Annotated in this window: 16 protein-coding genes and 1 tRNA gene; 5 read left to right on the top strand and 12 right to left on the bottom strand. The window is 63.9% G+C overall.

Translation table 11 applies throughout. The features are described from left to right. Positions 1-3 precede the first annotated feature (3 nt). The 4 genes from AC1D0N_RS17450 to obgE are packed head-to-tail and all read right to left on the bottom strand — an operon-like array spanning position 4 to position 4,137. Entirely contained in the window at positions 4-591 is a 588-nt protein-coding gene (locus tag AC1D0N_RS17450) for a nicotinate-nucleotide adenylyltransferase (RefSeq protein ID WP_477246608.1), read from the bottom strand. 47 nt (positions 592-638) lie between these two features. After that, the gene (locus AC1D0N_RS17445) at positions 639-1,925 is read right to left on the bottom strand and encodes a glutamate-5-semialdehyde dehydrogenase (protein WP_477245999.1); all 1,287 of its coding nucleotides are present in this window, start codon (positions 1,923-1,925) and stop codon (positions 639-641) included. A gap of 3 nt (positions 1,926-1,928) precedes the next feature. Then, complete coding sequence (proB, locus tag AC1D0N_RS17440) at positions 1,929-3,104, bottom strand: glutamate 5-kinase (RefSeq protein WP_477245997.1); 1,176 nt, start codon at positions 3,102-3,104, stop codon at positions 1,929-1,931. Between the two features lies 1 nt (position 3,105). After that, positions 3,106-4,137, bottom strand: a complete 1,032-nt coding sequence (gene obgE / locus AC1D0N_RS17435) for a GTPase ObgE (protein ID WP_477245995.1) — start codon at positions 4,135-4,137, stop codon at positions 3,106-3,108. Positions 4,138-4,295: 158 nt separating this feature from the next. On the opposite strand from obgE, the gene AC1D0N_RS17430 reads away from it, so the two are divergent. Then, positions 4,296-5,159, top strand: a complete 864-nt coding sequence (locus AC1D0N_RS17430; protein ID WP_477245993.1) for an endonuclease/exonuclease/phosphatase family protein — start codon at positions 4,296-4,298, stop codon at positions 5,157-5,159. A 171-nt stretch (positions 5,160-5,330) separates the two neighbouring features. Here the strand turns inward: AC1D0N_RS17430 and AC1D0N_RS17425 are convergent, their stop codons facing one another. The 3 genes from AC1D0N_RS17425 to AC1D0N_RS17415 all read right to left on the bottom strand — a co-directional run bounded on the left by AC1D0N_RS17425 (position 5,331) and on the right by AC1D0N_RS17415 (position 7,116). After that, complete coding sequence (locus AC1D0N_RS17425) at positions 5,331-5,918, bottom strand: GNAT family N-acetyltransferase (protein WP_477245991.1); 588 nt, start codon at positions 5,916-5,918, stop codon at positions 5,331-5,333. A 119-nt stretch (positions 5,919-6,037) separates the two neighbouring features. Beyond that, positions 6,038-6,307: a 50S ribosomal protein L27 gene (gene rpmA, locus AC1D0N_RS17420; RefSeq protein WP_013529063.1), complete on the bottom strand. Its 270-nt coding sequence runs from the start codon at positions 6,305-6,307 to the stop codon at positions 6,038-6,040. A gap of 101 nt (positions 6,308-6,408) precedes the next feature. After that, positions 6,409-7,116, bottom strand: a complete 708-nt coding sequence (locus AC1D0N_RS17415) for a 50S ribosomal protein L21 (protein ID WP_477245989.1) — start codon at positions 7,114-7,116, stop codon at positions 6,409-6,411. Positions 7,117-7,487: 371 nt separating this feature from the next. Here AC1D0N_RS17415 and AC1D0N_RS17410 point away from each other — a divergent pair. From AC1D0N_RS17410 to AC1D0N_RS17400, 3 genes are all read left to right on the top strand, one after another. Further along, positions 7,488-7,577 (top strand) — tRNA-Ser (locus tag AC1D0N_RS17410). 128 nt (positions 7,578-7,705) lie between these two features. After that, positions 7,706-8,080: a hypothetical protein gene (locus AC1D0N_RS17405; protein WP_477245987.1), complete on the top strand. Its 375-nt coding sequence runs from the start codon at positions 7,706-7,708 to the stop codon at positions 8,078-8,080. Between the two features lie 174 nt (positions 8,081-8,254). Next, a complete protein-coding gene (locus AC1D0N_RS17400; RefSeq protein ID WP_477245985.1) occupies positions 8,255-9,850 on the top strand; it encodes a caspase family protein in 1,596 nt (531 codons plus the stop codon). Positions 9,851-9,875: 25 nt separating this feature from the next. On the opposite strand, the gene recQ is transcribed toward AC1D0N_RS17400, so the two are convergent. The 4 genes from recQ to uxaC form a co-directional block, all read right to left on the bottom strand. Then, positions 9,876-11,714, bottom strand: coding sequence for a DNA helicase RecQ (gene recQ, locus AC1D0N_RS17395; protein ID WP_477245984.1), 1,839 nt, complete (start codon positions 11,712-11,714; stop codon positions 9,876-9,878). A gap of 275 nt (positions 11,715-11,989) precedes the next feature. Then, positions 11,990-12,328, bottom strand: coding sequence for a cupin domain-containing protein (locus AC1D0N_RS17390; protein ID WP_477245982.1), 339 nt, complete (start codon positions 12,326-12,328; stop codon positions 11,990-11,992). Between the two features lie 8 nt (positions 12,329-12,336). Beyond that, the gene (gene kduD / locus AC1D0N_RS17385) at positions 12,337-13,113 is read right to left on the bottom strand and encodes a 2-dehydro-3-deoxy-D-gluconate 5-dehydrogenase KduD (protein WP_477245980.1); all 777 of its coding nucleotides are present in this window, start codon (positions 13,111-13,113) and stop codon (positions 12,337-12,339) included. Continuing rightward, positions 13,110-14,519, bottom strand: coding sequence for a glucuronate isomerase (gene uxaC / locus AC1D0N_RS17380; protein WP_477245978.1), 1,410 nt, complete (start codon positions 14,517-14,519; stop codon positions 13,110-13,112). The genes kduD and uxaC overlap by 4 nt, the downstream gene beginning before the upstream one ends. 172 nt (positions 14,520-14,691) lie before the next feature. Here uxaC and AC1D0N_RS17375 point away from each other — a divergent pair, with 172 nt between their 5' ends. Next, positions 14,692-16,188 carry a mannitol dehydrogenase family protein gene (locus tag AC1D0N_RS17375; RefSeq protein ID WP_477245976.1) on the top strand — a complete coding sequence of 499 codons (1,497 nt, stop codon included), beginning with the start codon at positions 14,692-14,694 and terminating at the stop codon, positions 16,186-16,188. A 75-nt stretch (positions 16,189-16,263) separates the two neighbouring features. Here the strand turns inward: AC1D0N_RS17375 and lepB are convergent, their stop codons facing one another. Then, on the bottom strand, positions 16,264-17,124 hold the full coding sequence (lepB, locus tag AC1D0N_RS17370) for a signal peptidase I (protein ID WP_477245974.1): 861 nt from the start codon (positions 17,122-17,124) through the stop codon (positions 16,264-16,266). Positions 17,125-17,302 lie beyond the last annotated feature (178 nt).

Below are 17,302 nucleotides of genomic sequence, written 5' to 3'. Positions count from 1 at the left end.
CGATCACAGCTTTGCCATATTGCGGATCGCGCTCGACGACAGCGATGAACGCGGGCCATGGATAAAGGTCCAGGCCGGCGCCTTCATGCGGGCGAGCCGCGGCGCGTCACATTCGTCGACGCGGGCGTAGTCGAAGGTCTTGGCGACGACCGACGACAGGAACGACAGCGTTGCCCCCGGACGGTCGATCACCGCGATTGGAAAGGTCATGACGATCTGCCGCCAGCGCTGCCAGCGGTGGAAATCGCGCAAACTATCGGCACCCATGATCCAGACGAAATCGACGCCGGGGTTGCGCGCCTTGACCAGCGCCAGCGTGTCGGCGGTGAAGCGGATATGGTGGGCGGCCTCGAAGGCGGTGACCTTGATCTTCGGGTTCTTGGCAATCTGCTCCGACTGCAGCAGCCGGTCGCTGAGCGGCGCCAGCTCGCGCGCGCTCTTCAGCGGATTGCCGGGCGTCACCATCCACCACAGCTGGTCAAGCGCCAGACGCCTCAAGGCAATCTCGGCAACCAGCGCATGGCCGGCATGCGGCGGATTGAACGAGCCGCCGAACAGCCCGACAGCCAGGCCCTTTTCGGCATGCGGCATCTTCAGATGCCGATACCCGACGCCCGGCCAGGACTTCGAAAGATCGCTCAAGGCCGTATCTGGCCGGACCCGCGCACGCGGTATTTGAAAGAGGTCAGCTGCTCGACGCCGACCGGCCCACGCGCATGCATCTTGCCGGTGGCAATGCCGATCTCGGCGCCCATGCCGAACTCGCCGCCATCGGCGAACTGCGTCGAGGCGTTGTGCAGGAGGATTGCCGAATCGATTTCGTTGAAGAAGCGCTCCACCGCCTTCGCATCCTCGGCGACGATCGCCTCGGTGTGATGCGAGGAGAACGTCTCGATGTGCTCGATCGCCCCGGCAACGCCGTCGACCAGTCTTACCGCGATGATGGCATCGAGATATTCGGTCACCCAGTCGGCATCGATCGCCGGCTTGGCGTCGAAGAACAGCTTCATCACTTCGAGATCGGCATGGATCTCACAGCCGGCCGCACGCAGCGCGTCGAGGATCGGCACCAGATGCGTCGAGGCAACGGCCCGGTCGACCAGCAAAGTCTCGGCAGCACCGCACACGCCGGTGCGCCGCATCTTGGCGTTGACGGCGATGTTGACCGCCATGTCGAGCTTGGCCGAGCGGTCGATGTAGAGGTGGCAGATGCCTTCTAGATGGGCAAAGACCGGCACCCGGGCCTCGGTCTGCACGCGCCCGACCAGGCTTTTGCCGCCGCGCGGAATGATGACGTCGAGTGCGCCGTCAAGACCTTTCAGCATCTCGCCGACGGCGGCGCGATCGGTGGTCGGCACCAGCTGGATGGCGTCTTCCGGCAGCCCGGCGGCTTTCAGCCCCTCGACCAGGCAGGCATGGATGGCGGCGGATGAATTGAGCGAGTCCGAGCCGCCGCGCAGGATCACCGGATTGCCCGCCTTGAGGCAGAGCGCACCGGCATCCGCCGTCACATTCGGCCGGCTCTCATAGATGACGCCGACGACGCCAAGCGGCGTGCGCACGCGTTCGATATGCAGACCGTTCGGCCGGTCCCAGGCGGCGATGACGTCGCCGACCGGATCCTTGAGTTCAGCGATTTCACGGATGCCGACCGCCATGGCGCGGATGCGCGCCGGATCGAGCTTCAGCCGGTCCATGAAGGAGGAGGACAAGCCCGACTCGTGGCCATTCGAGACATCGATGGCGTTGGCGTCGAGAATCTCCTGCTCACGGCAAATGATCGCGTCGGCCATGGCGAGGAGCGCGGCGTTCTTGGCACCTGTGGTAGCGATGGCCAGCGGTCGGGCAGCAGCGCGGGCACGGCGGCCGATATCGGCCATCAGTGCGGCAGTATCATCCCGGGATTTTTCATGCAGCTTCAGCATGGCTCATCCTCCGCTCTGGTCACCGGCCAATACTTGGTCACCGGCCCGTACTTGGTCACTGGAATGGCTCACCACAAGGTCATCGCGGTGGATCATCGCCGAACGCGCTTCGTAACCAAGAACCGTTTCAATTTCGGCAGTCTTCAGGCCAGCGATCCTTACGGCATCGGCGGCATCGTAGGCAACAAGCCCGCGCGCGATCTCACGGCCTTCCGGCGACAGGATCGCCACCGTATCGCCGCGCGAGAAATTGCCGCTGACCAGTTTGACGCCGGCCGGCAGCAGCGACTTGCCCGACAAAAGCGCGCCGATGGCGCCGGCATCGACTGTCAGCCGTCCCGCCGGTTCGAGCTGGCCGGCGATCCAGGTCTTGTAACCCTTGACCGGATTGGCGCTCGGCCGGAAGAAGGTGGCGCGCTCGCCGCGCTCGATCGCCATCAGCGGCGACAGTCGCGTCCCGGCGGTGATGATCATGGCGGTGCCGGCGGCGGTGGCGATCTTGCCGGCGTCGAGTTTTGTGCGCATGCCGCCGCGCGACAGTTCGGACGCCGCCGCCCCCGCCATCGCCTCGATATCCGGCGTGATGCGGTCGACCACTGGAATGAACTTGGCATCCGGGTCGCTGGCCGGCGGTGCGGTGTAGAGCCCGTCAATATCGGATAGCAGCACCAAAAGGTCGGCGCCCATCATCGTCGCCACCCGCGCGGCCAGCCGGTCATTGTCGCCATAGCGGATTTCGGAGGTCGCCACCGTATCGTTCTCGTTGATGACCGGCACCGCCTTCATTTTGAGCAGCGTCGAGATCGTCGCCCGCGCATTGAGGTAGCGGCGGCGCTCTTCGGTGTCGCCCAGCGTCAAAAGGATCTGTCCTGATTTCAGGCCGCCTCTGCCGAGCGCATCCGACCAGGCGCCGGCCAATGCGATCTGCCCGACGGCAGCAGCCGCCTGGCTCTCCTCCAGCTTCAGCGCCCGCTTGCCGAGGCCGAGAATGGTGCGGCCAAGAGCGATGGCGCCGGAGGACACGACGAGGATTTCGGCGCCGCCTTCAGCCAGAACGGCGATATCGTCGGCCAGCGAAGCCAGCCAGTCGCGCTTCAGGCCGCTCGTGCGGTCGACGAGCAGCGCTGAACCGATCTTGACGGTGATGCGCCGGTATTTTTTCAGCGACTGCGCGGCCATGCTAGCGATCCCAGCGCGTCTCGACCGGAGCCGCAGTGGCGGCGCGGGCTTCGCCGACCACCGCCATCAGCGCGCGCAGCACCGCCTCGACGCCTTCGCCGGTCACGGCTGACAGCAGCATCGGCGCGCGGCCGGCGGCACGTTTCAGCGCCGCGACCTTCTTCTTGCGTTCGGCAGCGTCGAGAATATCGACCTGCGAGAGCGCGACGATCTCGACCTTTTCGACCAGCCCGTTGCCATAGGCATCGAGTTCGGCGCGCACGGTCTTGTAGGCCTTGCCAGGGTTCTCCTCCTGCGCTGAGACCAGGTGCAGCAGCACACGCGTGCGCTCGACATGGCCGAGAAAGCGGTCGCCGATGCCGACGCCCTCATGCGCGCCTTCGATCAGGCCGGGAATGTCGGCGATGACGAATTCGCGCGCATCGATGCGGGCGACACCGAGGCCGGGGTGCAGCGTGGTGAAGGGATAGTCGGCGATCTTCGGCTTGGCCGCGGTGACCGCCGCCAGGAAGGTCGACTTGCCGGCATTGGGCAGGCCGACCAGGCCAGCATCGGCGATCAGCTTGAGCCTGAGCCAGATGTTGAGCTCTTCGCCCGGCAGGCCGGGATTGGCGCGGCGCGGCGCCTGGTTGGTCGAGGTCTTGAAATGCTGGTTGCCGAAACCGCCATTGCCGCCCTTGGCAAGCAGATAACGCTGGCCGACCACGGTCAGGTCGCAGATCAGCGTCTCATTGTCCTCGGCAAACACCTGGGTTCCCGCCGGCACTTTCAGGGTCACGTCGGCGCCCTTGGCGCCGGTCATGTTGCGGCCCATGCCGTGAATGCCGGTCTTGGCCTTGAAATGCTGCTGGTAGCGATAGTCGATCAGCGTGTTCAAGCCGTTGACGGCCTCCAGCCAGACATCACCGCCACGGCCGCCATCGCCGCCATCCGGCCCGCCGAACTCGATGAATTTTTCGCGCCGGAACGACACCGAACCGGCGCCGCCGTCGCCGGAGCGGATGTAGACTTTGGCTTGATCGAGAAATTTCATCGGATTTCGTAGTTTCTCTATTGGCCTTGCGGCATTGCTCTAACCCTCGGCACTGCTCTAAACCAAGGTGGGGCGAAGGGCGAGGCCGTTTTGCGACGACGGCGCCGCGCGATTTTTTGCGGCGCTGTTGCAATTTGCCCGGGCCGGGGAGGTGTGGAATGCGGGTTGTAACCTACAACATCCAATATGGCATCGGTCTCGATGGGCAATACGACGTCGGCCGCATCACCGACGCCGTGCGCGGCGCCGACGTGATTGCGCTGCAGGAGGTCACCCGCAACAACCCCAGGAACGGCAACCGTGACATGGTGGCCGAGATCGGCGAGGCGCTGCCTGAATATTTCGCCGCCTATGGCAGCAATTTCGAGGTCAATGTCGGCTCGCGCATCGAGAACGGCCGGGCGCTGACGACCACCTTCCAACTCGGCAACATGGTGCTGTCGAAAACTCCCATTCATCTGTCGCGCAACCTGCTTTTGCCGCGCAGCCGCAGTTTCGAGGCGATGAACTTCCAGCGCGGCGCGCTGGAGGCGCTGATCGAGACGCCGCTCGGTTTCATCCGTTTCTACTCCACTCATCTCGACCATCGCAGTCCGGTCGAACGCACCAGCCAGATCCGTTTCCTGCGCCAGCGCCTGTTGAACTATGCGCTCGAGGGCGGCGGCCTGTCGGGCATTCCCGAGATCGGTCTGCCGGACCTGCCCTATCCCGAGGCCTTCATCGTGCTCGGCGACTTCAACATGCTGCCCGGATCGCCCGAATATGTCGAACTTGCCGGCCGCCCGGATCATGAGTTCGGCATGCCGCTGACCGCCGATCTCGCCGTCGACGCCGCCCAGCGTCTCGATACGCCCGATCTCGTCACCTGGGTCGATCCGAAGCGGCCCGACGATGTCAGCCGCCACAAGCGCATCGACTATGTCTTTACCTCGGCCTCGCTCGCCAAATCGCTGAAGCGCCTGTGGGTCGACCGCCAAGCGGTCGGTTCCGACCATCTGCCGGTCTGGCTCGAGACCGCCTAACCAGAGTTCCAGGCCCTTGGTTCCGCGCCGAGGTGTGTTGAGATTCAGGTCAGGCCGCGCCGAGAATGACGGGTTCCGAGAACCGGAGCGGAGCGTACTTAAAGTACGTGAGCACCGGAAGCGCAGGAAACCGCCATTCGCAGGCCGGCATCACCTGAATATCAGCACACCTCAAAAGTGGACCCAATTCCTGAGGCTGGTCCAGGTCTTGCGATCGAGCCTGTAGCGCTCGACCGGAACCTGGCCGGCGACGATCGAGTTCAGCATGCCCTGGCCGGCATACTGGAAGCCGCATTTGTGGATGACGCGGCGCGAGGCCGGATTGATGACCCGCGTCGAGGCATGCAGGACCTGGATCGTCGTCCTCTGGAAGGCGAGGTCGACCATCGCGTGCGCGGCCTCGGTCGCATAGCCGCGCTTCCAGAAGGGTTCGCCGATCCAGTAGCCGAGTTCCAGCCCGCGATCGGTGGTGTTGAGGCCGGCGCAGCCGACGAAGGTGTCGGTTCCCGCCAGCGTCAGGGCAAAGGCGATCCCCGCCCGGCGCGACGCCGTCATCGCAAGGAAGGCGCGCGCCTCGGCCTCGCCATAGGGGTGCGGCATGCGGGCCAGCATTTCGGCGACATGACGGTTGTCGGCGAGTGCGGCCAGTTGGCCGATATCGCTTTCACGCGGGGCACGCATCACCAGCCGCTCGGTGGCCAGCACCGGGCAGTCTATCGCATAACTTTCGTCTTCCGTGTCTTCCGCTTCGGCAACCATGTCAGTCCTCCAGGCACAAGAAAAAGGGGAGATGGAAAACCCATCTCCCCTGATCCATTTCCTGGCTTGGCCAGACACCGGTTCCCGAGATGGGTGCCGGTGTTCTCGTACGGAACCGGCTACTCCGCGGCTTTGGCGATCGGATTGACCGATACGTAGGTTCGGCCGTTGGCTTTTTTGTTGAAGGTGACTGCGCCGGTTTCGAGCGCAAAAAGGGTGTGATCCGTGCCCATGCCGACATTGACGCCGGGATGCCACGTGGTGCCGCGCTGACGAATGATGATGTTGCCCGGAATCACGGCTTCGCCGCCGAACTTCTTCACGCCCAGGCGCTTGGAATGCGAGTCGCGACCGTTGCGCGACGAGCCGCCAGCTTTCTTGTGTGCCATCTAACTAACTCCGATGCGCCCTCGAGGGCGCTTGAATGGTCTTATGAACGCGTTCGCGTTCCGTTTCAAGTCCGATCCGGCGACCTGGTCGCCGGTTCGTTTCACTTCTTCGCCAGTTCCTTGGCCTGCTCGCGCCAGTCGCTGATCTGCTCGGCGCTGAACGGCATATGCTCGTCGATCTTGGCGACATCCTTGTCCGACAGCTTGGCAAGCTGCGCGAAGGTGATGATGCCCTGCTCGGCAAGGTCCTTGGCGGCGACCGGGCCGATGCCCTTGATCACGGTCAAATCGTCCGGCTCGCCCTTCGGCGCCTTGAACAGCGGCGCGGCGGCGGCTTCAGAAGCTTTGGCCTCTGCCTTCGGGGCAGCCTCTGCCTTGGCTTCCTTCTTGGCCTTGGCCTCTTTCGGCGCGGCTTCGGCCTTCGCCTCGGGGGCGACCTCAGCCTTGGCTTCCTTCTTCGGAGCCTTGACCGCTGCCGTCTTCGTCGGCTTGGCGCCAGCCAGCAGGATCTCGGCGATCCGCACGGTGGTCAGAAGCTGACGATGGCCGATCTTGCGGCGCGAATTCTGCCGGCGGCGCTTCTTGAAAGCGATGACGGTGCGGTTCTTGCCCTGTTCGACAACTTCGGCGGTGACCATCGCGCCATCGACAAACGGCGCGCCGAAGGTGACATTGTCGCCCTCGCCATGCGCGAGCACGTGGCCGATTTCAACGATATCGCCGACATTGGCTTCGAGTTTTTCGATCTTCAGGAGATCGTTGGCGGCAACGCGATACTGCTTACCGCCCGTTTTAATGACTGCGAACATTTTTTGCCTTTCGCTGTTCGGTCGGCCTTGATGAACCGCGTTGGCGGTTCGGCCGTCTTTTTGTCAGTCTGCGGGTTCAAAAAACAAGCGGCGCGGAAGAACCCTCCACGCCGATTGCGCGCTGTCCCTAACCGAAGGTTGCGGTGAAGTCAAGGCAAACGGCCAGGACAAGCGCCCCGGCGCCGAAGGTTTTCCGCTGCAGGGCATTCGCGTCCCGTAAGGCGCCCCTAAACGGCGTGACGCCGGACGTTCGCACCCGGCAGAAACGGTGCTGTGCCGAAGAAGCCGGATAACAGGCAGATTGGGCCTTGTAACCTGCCGGTGCAGCCGTTATCTAGTGCGCCGCGCCGGCAACGGCCGACCATGACCGCGGAGAGGTGGCAGAGTGGTCGAATGCACCGCACTCGAAATGCGGCATGGGTGCAAGCCCATCGGGGGTTCGAATCCCTCCCTCTCCGCCATTGCTTTCCACGCCACGGAAATTCCCAGACCCACTTAGGCCGATTTCCGGCTCCCATTCGTTGGGCGAGTGGACAACAGATCTCTAAGCCTTTGCTGCTATTGGCGCGCCAACGGACGGAGTTTTGCGGTGACCCAGCGCGCGTTCATCACCCTGCTCATCCTGCTGGCGATCGCTGTCGCTCTGTCGGCCACGGCGTTTCCTGGTGCGATGATCGGCTTCTTTTTCGGCATCGGCGTCGCCTTCTTCGTGGCGGTACCGGTGGCTGCCATCGGCAAGGGGCTGGAACAAGCTGGCATTCCCGTAACGGGCAAGCAGCTCTTCTGGACCCTGGCTGGCCTCTACGCCCTGCTCGTTCTCGGCGCAGCCATGCGAGCATGGCTGCTGTTGCGGCGTCACGACCTGAACGCCGCACGATTGGCGGGGCTTCGGCTGGCGCTGCTGCTGGCGCTGCCGTTGATGGCCTGGCTTTCGACAAATGCAATGATGCGCGCCTGGCCGTGAGGCCGTGCCGAAGATAAACCTGGTATCCCTACAAACAGTCCGCTGAATTGAATGCGAAGGCCGCGCTTGCGTGCTATACTGGTTGCTTGATGCGAAGAGTGGGCCATCTCACAGTGGAGACTGGCAGCACGGGTTAAGTTGGCAAAGCACGCTACTTGATCATGAGTGCGATCGATGCGGTTCTGGGCCGTCATTGTTGGGTTGCTTTTGCTGACTGCGGCAGACCTGTTGCAGGCAAACCTGTTTGCTGCCGACAGCAATCGGGTGGCCCTGGTCATCGGCAACAGCAAATATGTCTATGCGCCCACGCTGGTTAACCCTGCCAGCGACGCTCGCCTGATGGCCGAGACACTGCGACACGCCGGGTTCAAGGTCATCGAAGGCGTCGACCTTGACTATGCCGGAATGCGCGAGCGGCTGAACCGGTTTACCGAAGCCTCATACGACGCGGAGCTGGCGCTCATCTACTATGCCGGCCACGGCATGCAGGTGAACGGCAAGAACTATCTCGTTCCGGTCGATGCCGAATTGACGGCGCCGGCGCATCTCAGGACCCGCACCATTCAGATCGACGAGCTGCTGGCAGCCCTGCCGCCGGACCCGGCCGTCGGCATCATCATCCTCGATGCATGCCGCGACAACCCGCTGGCCAGAACCCTGGCCGCCGCGATGCCGAAGAGCCGCTCGACAACCGCCCCTGGACTGGCGCCGATCGAGGTGCCATCGACCGAGGCCGGCACCGGCGGTGTGCTCATCGCCTATGCGACCGATCCCGGCGCGGTGTCCTATGACGGCGATGGCGCCAACAGCCCCTATACGAGCTCTCTTGCCAGGCATCTGGCGGAGCCCGGCGTGGAGATCCAGAGCGCGCTGACCCGTGTGCGCGGTGAGGTAACGGCCGAAACGGATGGCCGCCAGCGGCCATGGCACAACGCCTCGCTCGGCCGCGAGGTCTTTATCGGGCCGCAGGCGCCGGCAACGCCGGCCTTGCCTCAGCAGGCTCCGGACAACAAGGTTCCGACCCCGGCGGCCGAGACGGACTCGCGCGGCTGGGATGTCGAACAGCGCGTCTGGGACGAAGCCTCCAAGCGCAACACCGTTGCACACTACGAGGCCTATCTGCGGCAGTTTCCCAATGGCGCGTTCGCCGATCTGGCGCGCCTCAATCTGGACCAGATCAAGCAGGCACAATCCGTTGTCGCCAAGGTGGAAAGCGACGCGCCGAGATCGACGACGACGCAGCAAACTCCGGCCGCGACGGCCGGCCCCGACAAGGAGCCGGAATTGACGGAAAGCGCCATCGGGCTCGACCGCCAGCAAAAGATCGACCTGCAGGAAAGGCTGCTGGCGATCGGCTATGATCTGGACAAAGCCGATGGCACGTTCGGCGCCAAGACGCGCCGGGCCATCGGCCTCTGGCAGCAAGAAAATGGCCTGTCCCCGAGCACATTCCTGACACCCAGCCAATATGACAAGCTGAAACTCGATACCGAAGCCGCCGTGAAGAATTATCGCGCCCAGCAAGCCTCCGAGGCCAGGCGGCAGGAAAGCGCCGGATCGCAAAAGCCGCGGATCCCGGCGGTCGTGCGCGAGAAAACGAGACGTGAGCAAGCGGCAAAGCCACGGCCGACAGCGAAGTCAAAAGAGGCTTCGGCGCCGCCAGCTTCGAAGTCGGGCAAGACCAGGTTCCGCACCTGCAGCGGCATTGACGGCCCGTTTCAGGTTCCCTCGTCCCAGAAATGTCCGTTGAGCGGCTACGCCCACTATTGAAATCGCGACTGATCTCGACAGAGCATCAGGCCGATGCATCGGACTGGTGCCCAGCGATCGCGCTCAGAAAAATCTCGCCGAACTCCTTGAGCTTCGCCGCACCCACGCCATTCACTTCGGCGAAGGCATCGAGGTCATGCGGACGGCGCTCGGCCATGTCGATCAGCGTGCGATCGGAGAAGACCACATAGGCCGGCACCTGGCGTTCCTTGGCCAGACGCAGCCGCAGCGTCTTGAGCGCGGCGAGCAGCGACGCATCCACATTTTCGCCCTCGGGATACTGACCGGCGCGGGCCTTGCCGCGTGCGGCGCGCGTGCGCATCTCGACGCGATACTGGAACGCCACCTCGCCGCGGCCAAGCGCATGGCCCTTTTCCGCGATGGCAAGGCCACCATGGCCGCCCGGATCCGGTACCAGGAAACCGTTCGCGACAAGCTGGCGGATCAGCGACAGCCAGAAATCCTTCTTGTGCGCCAATCCGGTCCCGAAGCTGGTGAGCCTTTGGTGCCCCCTGGCCAGCACCTTTTCGGTCTCATGGCCGAGCAGAATGTCGACGACATGGCCAGCGCCGAAGCGTTCGCCGGTCTCGCGCACGGAAGCGAGGATGATCTGCGCCTCCGCCACGCCATCCGCGCGCGGCGCCTGGTCGAGGCACGTATCGCAATTGCCGCAAGGCGATGCTTCTTCGCCGAAATAGCCAAGCAGGATCTGGCGGCGGCACTCAGCCGTCTCGCAATAGCCGATCAGCGTATTGAGCCGGCCATGGGCGCGCCTTTTGTGCCCCACCGGCGCGTCCTCGTCGTCGATGAAAAGCCGGCGCATGCGGATGTCACCGAGACCAAACAGCATATGCGCCTCGGCCGCCCGCCCGTCGCGGCCGGCACGGCCGATTTCCTGATAGTAGGCCTCCAGGCTGCCCGGCAGATCGGTGTGGAAGACATAGGCGACATCCGGCTTGTCGATGCCCATGCCGAAGGCGATGGTCGCCACCATGACGACGCCGGACAAGGTCATGAAAGCGTTTTGATTGGCATCACGCGCCTCCTTGCTCATGCCGGCATGATAGGCCAGGGCGGTGACGCCGTTCTTGTCGAGGAACGCCGCCATTTCCTCCGTCTTCTTGCGCGACAGGCAGTAGACGATGCCACTGCGGCCCTGATGACGCTGGACGAAGCTCAGCAACTGGCGCTTGCTGTCCTGCTTGGCCTCGATGGCAAGCTTGATGTTCGGCCGGTCGAAACCCAGCACCACGGTTTCGACGCGCCCGGCAAACAATTGCGCTTCAATGTCGGTGCGCGTGGCTTCGTCGGCCGTCGCCGTCAGCGCAATGATCGGCACGTCGGGGAAAATATCCCGCAGCCGCGACAGTTCTTCATATTCGCGTCGGAACGCCGGCCCCCATTGCGAGATACAATGCGCCTCGTCGACGGCGATTAGGCGGACATCGAGCCTGGCCAGCGCCTCGAGCATGCGCGCGGTCATCAGCCGCTCCGGCGCAAGATAGAGCAGGCGCGTCTGGCCCGCCGCGACGCGGCGCCATGCCGCGATATTGGCATCGCGCTCGATCGAGGAGTTGATCGTGTCGGCGGCAACGCCGGCAAGCCGCAATGCCGCGACCTGGTCCTGCATCAGCGCCACCAGCGGCGAAACGACGATGGTGAGCCCGCCCAGAACCAGCGCCGGAACCTGATAGCAGAGCGATTTGCCAGCGCCCGTCGGCATGACGGCCAGCACATGACGCCTGGCCAGCAATGCCTCCATCACATCGGCTTGGCCGGGACGAAAGTCGTCGAAGCCGAACACATCCTTCAAGACGCGCCGCTTGGGATCCTGCGCCGGGGCGCTCGCCGCCGATATCTGCATCACCTTGTCGCCTGCTGTTGAAGCGGATGCATGGTTGAGTCCGCCCGCGCGATTCGTTCCGCCGGCATTCGACTCGCCAAAGACCTGCCGTCCTGCTTGGCCGATAAAGCGGGGCTAATCCAGCCCTGTTAAATCTATTTTCACCATCTTGCGGCACCGTCCCGACCCTGCGGTGATGTTTTGAGTACCGCGGCGCCACAAGCGCCCAGGCAACACGCCCGCGCCTCTCCGGAGGCGCGGGCATTTTCGTTTTGGAACCATTGATGAAGACTGTATCAGTCCAGGAAATCGGCGCGATGCGGGGTAAAACTGTCGACCAGACGCCCGGCCTCCAGCGCCTTGACGCCATGGACCAGATTGGACGGGACGATGAAGCTGCCGCCCGTCTCAAGGATTTCGCTCCTGCCGTCGATGGTTACCTCGAAGCGGCCTTCGGCGACATAACTCGCCTGGACATGCGGGTGCGAATGCAGCGCGCCGACGCCGCCTCTGTCGAAGCCGAACTCGACCATCATCAACTCGTCGGTGTGCAGCACAACCCGCCTGCGGTTGCCGTCCGGGGTCGGCGTCCAGGCGCCCTCGCCGGCATGCGCAAAGATCTTTGCTTCGGTCATTGCCACTCCTATCGCGCCAGCCAGCCGCCATCCACCGGCACCACGGCGCCATGCATGTAGTTGGACGCCGGCGCCAACAGAAACACGGCGGCGTCGCCGATGTCTTCCGGCCCACCCCAGCGCCCGGCCGGAATGCGCGCCAGGATGGCGGCGCTGCGATCGGGATCGGCGCGCAATGCCTCGGTGTTGTTGGTTTCGACATAGCCGGGCGCGATGGCATTGACGTTGATGCCTTTCGCCGCCCACTCGCAGGCGAGCAATCGGGTGATGCCAAGCACGCCATGTTTCGAAGCGGTGTAGGACGCCACGCGAATGCCGCCCTGGAAGCTCAGCACCGAGGCGATGTTGACGATCTTGCCGCACCGTCCCGGCTCGGCAAGAACACGCCTGGCAAACCTCTGGCTGAGAAAAAAGACCGTCTTCAAATTGACGTCGGTCACGTCATCCCAATCGGCCTCCGAGAAATCGACCGCATCAGCGCGGCGGATGATGCCGGCATTGTTGACCAACCCGTCGAGCGGCCCGGTTTCCTCCCAGACGCTGTCGAGCATCGCCTGTGCGGCGGCATGGTCGGCAAGATCGCAGCTGACCGCCTCGAACTGTCCGCCCGCCGCCGCGATCTTCTCAGCCGTCCCATCCATCGCCGAGCGGCCGACACCGACGACGGCGCCGCCGGCGCGCGCGATCGACACGGCGATGCCCTGGCCAATGCCGGTGTTGGCGCCGGTGACAAGGATGCGCTTGCCAGCGAGGCTGAAGGTGGAGAGATCGGTCTTCGTCGTCATAGCCGATAGGCTCTTTTGGCAAGGGTGTAGGCCAGCTCCCCGGCCAGTTCGTGTGCCTCGTCCTCGCGCAGCCTGTGCTCGGCAACGAGACGCGCCAGATATGCACAGTCGACCCGCCGCGCCATGTCGTGGCGGGCGGGTATGGATGGAAAGGCGCGGGTGTCGTCGTTGAAACCGACGGTGTTGTAGAAGCCGGCCGTTTCGGTGGTCATCTCGCGGAACCGGCGCATGCCTTCGGGACTGTCGTGGAACCACCAGGCCGGCCCGAGCTTCAGCGCCGGATAGACGCCGGCCAGCGGCGCCAGTTCGCGCGCATAGCTTGTTTCGTCGAGCGTGAAGAGCATGATGGTGAGATCACGCTCCAGTCCGACGCAGTCGAGCAGCGGCTTCAGGGCCGTCACATAGTCGGTTCGGGTCGGGATATCGAAGCCTTTGTCGCGCCCGAATTTCTGAAAAATAGCCGGCGAATGATTGCGCCAGGAGCCGGGATGTATCTGCAGCACCAGCCCGTCGTCGCGGCTCATCTTGGCCATTTCGGTCAGCATCTGGGCGCGAAACAGTTTGCGCTCGCGCTCATCGTCCGAGCCACGGCGGATGCGGCTGAACAGTTCGGTGGCGGCGGCATCGGAAAGATTGGCGGTCTCCGCCGTCGGATGGCCGTGGTCGGACGAGGTCGCGCCAAAACCTTTGAAGAAGGCGCGCCGCTGGCGGTGCGCATCGAGATAGCCGGCCCAGTTGCCGGTGTCGCAGCCGGTGATCTCGCCAAGCCGTTCGAGATTGGCCGAGAACCCCTCGAAGTCGGGATCGACGACGGCATCCGGCCTGTAGGCGGTGACGACCCGGCCCTGCCAGCCGCTGTCGCGGATCGCTTTGTGCCATTTGAGATCGTCGAGCGCGCCCTCGGTCGTCGCGATGACCTCGATGTTGAAGCGCTCGAACAGAGCGCGGGGGCGGAACTCGTCGCGCTGCAGCAGGGCAGCGATGGTGTCGTAATGCCGGTCGGCTGTTGCCGCACTCAGCGGCTCGTCGATGCCGAACAGATGGGCCAGCACATGGTCGAGCCACAACCGGGTCGGCGTGCCGCGAAACAGATAGTAGTGCTCGGCAAAGCGCCGCCAGATGACCCTGCCGTCGGTCTCCACGGGCGCGCCGTCCAGCGTCGGCACACCAAGATCCTCGAGGCGAACGCCCTGGCTGAACAGCATGCGGAAAATGTAGTGATCCGGTGCGATCAGCAATTGCGCCGGATCCGGGAAGGGCTCGTTCAGCGCATACCAGCGCGGATCGGTGTGACCGTGCGGGCTGACGATCGGCAGATTTTTCACCCCGGCGTAGAGATCACGGGCCAGCGAACGCAAATGCGCTTCGGGCGGAAACAGCAGATCCGGATCGGTCAGCGCGATCATCGAAAAGCGGCTCCTCCCAGGGCCGGTATCGGTACGGTCGAGCAGGAATGATGTCAACGTTGTTGCCGGGAATTGGCGTCCTTGCCGAGCCAGGAAACAGGTGTTACGCCGCGTGCGATCCGCCGCGCAGGAACATATCCATGCACTCAACTCCGTCAGCCCCTTTGATGCCATGACAAGCGGTCATCTGTCCGACAACACACTCCAGTCATTGCCGAAGCAAGTCGCACTCCCCCGGTACGATCGCAGCCGCGTCGCACCGGGCATCGTCCACCTCGGCGTTGGTGCGTTCCATCGCGCCCATCAGGCCGCCTATGTCGACGACTGCCTGGCGGCCGGGGAGACCGGCTGGGGCATTGTCGGCGTCTCATTGCGCAGCACCGACACGCGTGACGCACTGGCGCCGCAGGATGGGCTCTACACGCTGGCGGTGAGAAGCAGCGACAGTGAGAGCCTGCGCGTCATAGGCTCGATCCAGTCGATGTTGGTGGCACCGGAGGATCCGGGCGCGGTGCTGGCCGCGCTGACCGATCCGCGCACGCTTATCGTCACGCTGACGATCACCGAAAAAGCCTATCTCAGGGCCGCCGACGGCAACCTCGACACAGCCCATCCCGACATCGTTCACGATCTGGCGAACCCGCAACGTCCGAAAACGGCGCATGGTTTCCTCGCCGAATCGTTGGCGCGCCGCCGCGCCGCTGGTGTCCCGCCTTACACCGTACTCTGCTGCGACAACCTGCCGGCCAACGGCGCCACCTTGCACCGTCTGCTGGTCGAATTCGCCACGCAGCGCGACGCTGACCTTGGCCGGCATGTCGCCAACGAAGTGGCTTTCCCCTCGAGCATGGTCGACCGCATCGTGCCGGCGACTACCGACACCGACCGGGCGCGCATTGCTGTTGAGCTTGGCGTCGAAGACGCCTGGCCGGTGATGACCGAGCCATTCTGCCAATGGGTGGTCGAAGACAATTTCCCGGCGGGCCGGCCGGCCTGGGAAAAATTCGGCGTCACCATGGTCGGCGACGTCGGGCCCTTCGAAGATATGAAGCTGAGGCTGCTCAACGGTTCGCATTCGGCCATCGCCTATCTCGGCCTGCTCAGCGGGCACGCGACGGTCGACCGCGCCTTCGCCGATCCGGCAATCCGGCAGTTCGTCGATGCCTTGTGGGCCGAAGCCGTTTCGACGCTGCCGGAGGATGCCGGGCTCGACACATCAGCTTACACGGCGGAGCTCACCGAGCGTTTTTCGAACACCGCCCTCGCACACCGCACGGCGCAGATCGCCAATGACGGCAGCCAAAAACTGCCGCAACGAATCGTTGCGTCCGCCGTCGCACGGCTTGAAGCCGGCGCCTTGCCTGAGCATCTGACTCTGGTGATCGCCGCCTGGATCGCCGCCTGCGCGGCGCGCGGCAAGACCTTACCGGAGGGCCATTTCACCGATCCGTTGGATACCGCGCTGGCGGCGCTTTTCAGCCGCGACCTGCCGACGGAAGCGACAGCAGCAGCGGTGTTCGACCTGGCCGGCTTCGCCAAGGACCACGCCGAGCGCCAGACGCTGATCGAGTTCGTGGCCACCCATCTCGTCCATCTCAGGCAGGGCGGGCCGACCCTTGCCCTCGCCGCGCTCTTTATAGGTGTTGGTTCGGACAAAACGATCCGCTGACCCCGGTTGGCTGGCCGGCGGCATCCCGCAAAGAAGTGGCCCGAGCTATTCTAGCATAGGCCGATAGCGGGCGCCTTAGTGGGCGGCGGTTCCATCCAGCGTTTGCCGAGACGAATAGTCGGTACCTTTCGAATTCCAGAACAGTCGCACGGCCTTGCCGACCAGGTTTTCATAGGGAACGAACCCGACCGTGAACCGGCTGTCGGAAGAATTGTCGCGATTGTCGCCAAGCATGAAATAGTGGCCTTCGGGCACTTCAAACACGCGCGTGTTGTCGCCTATCGAATCGTCTGTGAGGTTGACGAGCGAATAGGAGACGCCATTGGGCAAGGTTTCACGCTGCAATCTGGCGGTTTGAGGAGCGTCCTCGGATGCGTATGGGCCGATATCTTCGAGCCCAACCGCCACACCATTGATGTAAAGTATCCCGTCGACCATCTGGATTTTCTCGCCCGGCAGGCCAACGACCCGCTTGATGTAGTCGATACTCGGATCCGGCGGAAATTTGAACACCACAATATCGCCCCGCGTCGGCTCGGCGGCAAAGATCCGGCCCTCGAAGGGCAGCAGCCCGAGAGGAACGGTGTAGCGGCCATAGCCATAGGCGAACTTGGAGGCGAAGAAATAGTCACCGTCCACCAGCGTCGGCACCATGCTGCCGGACGGCGTGGAAAAGGACTGGAACAAGAACGTGCGGGTGACAAACGCTGCCACGGCCGACGCGTAAAACACCAGCACGAACACCGCAACCCCTCGCGCAAACCATCTGTCCGGCTTGAACCGGCGTGCGAAGGGGAGAACGATCGCCACCCACACGACCATCAGACCGTAGCCTGAGTAAGTGCCAACGGCTGCAAGATCCATTCCTGGTATCACGGGAAACCCGATGTAGCAGACCGCAATGCTGACGGCGCTGATGACCAGCAGGCTGATCACGGCCAGCCTGCCAGCTCCGATCCACAGGAAGCCGGCGAACGGGCCGCCAAAGGCCGCTATCAGCGCCGTCGTCCACAGGGATCGCGAGGCTGTTTCTCGTTGCGCTGCTTCTTCCGTCATCGGCCACTCCTCATGCCACGGCGGCCGGACTGTCCACCAAACAAAAAAGCGGGGCAAG

The organism is Mesorhizobium sp. P2_E10, assembly GCF_056404235.1.
Note: the sequence above shows the minus strand (reverse complement) of the source record. Positions and strands in the feature narration are given on the sequence as shown.